Below are 1418 nucleotides of genomic sequence, written 5' to 3'. Positions count from 1 at the left end.
CCCCTGGCCTTGAAGGCGCCCAGACTGCGCGGCGGTGGTGATGTGACCGACCTCAGTCGATTCACGATTTCCCGTCCGCGACCGATGCCGTCCGACGATGCCTTGCGTGCCATGAACGGCTTCGAGCGCGTGAACACCGCCACTCGCGACGTGGGCATGCGAAGGCACATGATCAGTCGCGGGYTTATCTCGCCGCAACTTCTGGCCCGGTTTCCTGAAGGCATCGACCTGACGAGTCGCAGTTCGGTGATGGGTGCGCGTCATACGCTGTCGATGGCCCTGGTGGATGCGGAAGGGCTCACGCCGGGCATGCTTGCGCAGACGGGGTTCGACGCCGAAGCGCTTGCCTATCTCAATCCCTCGCTACTTTCCGGGCAACCACTGAACCTCCCCGACGACGAGCTTCGGGCACTCCTCAAGCGCCCCTACGGGCGCGTCGTCGAAGAAAGTGAACACCTTTACGCGATGTTCCTGGAAACAGGAAATCTGGGGTATCTCGCACGTTACGGACGCACGCTGCTACAGGCGCGCATCACCAATCGCTGGTCACGCTGGAATTCGCCCAGTAACTTCGTCCTGTGATCCACCCCGTGGGATGGACTCAGGAGGCCGTGCGCGCCCGGGTGACGCGGCTCGCGGTTTCCTTTCCAAGCTGGCCGGCGAGCCATGCGCCGATCTCGACAAGCTTGTCGAGCGCTACCCCTGTGTTCATACCCATGCCGTGCAGCATGTACACCACGTCTTCGCTGGCGACATTGCCGGTCGCGCCCTTGGCATAAGGACAACCGCCCGTACCGGAGACCGCGCTGTCGACCACGCGCACGCCTTCTTCCAGGCAGGACAGAATGTTGGCCAGCGCCTGCCCGTAAGTGTCATGGAAATGGACGGCGAGGGCGCTCATCGGCACCTCGCTGGCCACGGCGCGCAGCATGTTGCGTGCCTTGGCCGGCGTGCCCACGCCGATCGTGTCGCCTAGCGAGATTTCATGGCAACCGAGCTCGTGCAGGCGCCGGGCCACACGCACCACGTCGGCGACGGGCACCTCGCCCTGGTAAGGGCAGCCGAGTACGGTGGAGACGTAACCGCGCACGGCAATGCCATCGGCGCGCGCACGCTCCATGACGGGAACGAAGCGTTCGATGGACTCGTCGATGGATGCGTTGATGTTCTTGCGGTTGAATGCCTCGGAGGCGGCGGTAAAAACGGCTACTTCCGTGGCGCCTACCTCGCGAGCGCGCTCGTAACCCTGCAGGTTTGGCACCAGTACCGGATACACGACGCCGGGCGCCTTGCGAATGCCGCGAAACACCTCGGCGGCATCGGCAAGCTGCGGCACCCACTTGGGGCTGACGAAGCTGGTTGCCTCGATGGTCGCCAACCCCGTTGCCGAGAGGCGGTCGATCAGCTCGATCTTCACC

General features: G+C 64.1%; 2 protein-coding genes. One reads left to right on the top strand and one right to left on the bottom strand.

Going from position 1 to position 1418, the window contains the following annotated elements:
• Positions 1–582, top strand: a 582-nt coding sequence (locus tag AC1DT2_RS23335) for a hypothetical protein (protein ID WP_477299057.1), incomplete at its 5' end; no start/stop codon positions are given.
• Positions 583–601: 19 nt separating this feature from the next.
• On the opposite strand, the gene AC1DT2_RS23330 is transcribed toward AC1DT2_RS23335, so the two are convergent.
• Positions 602–1418, bottom strand: an 817-nt coding sequence (locus tag AC1DT2_RS23330; RefSeq protein ID WP_477299056.1) for a hydroxymethylglutaryl-CoA lyase, incomplete at its 5' end; no start/stop codon positions are given.

Source organism: Luteibacter sp. P4_E6 (assembly GCF_056401535.1).
This window is presented reverse-complemented; position numbering and strand designations above follow the sequence as displayed.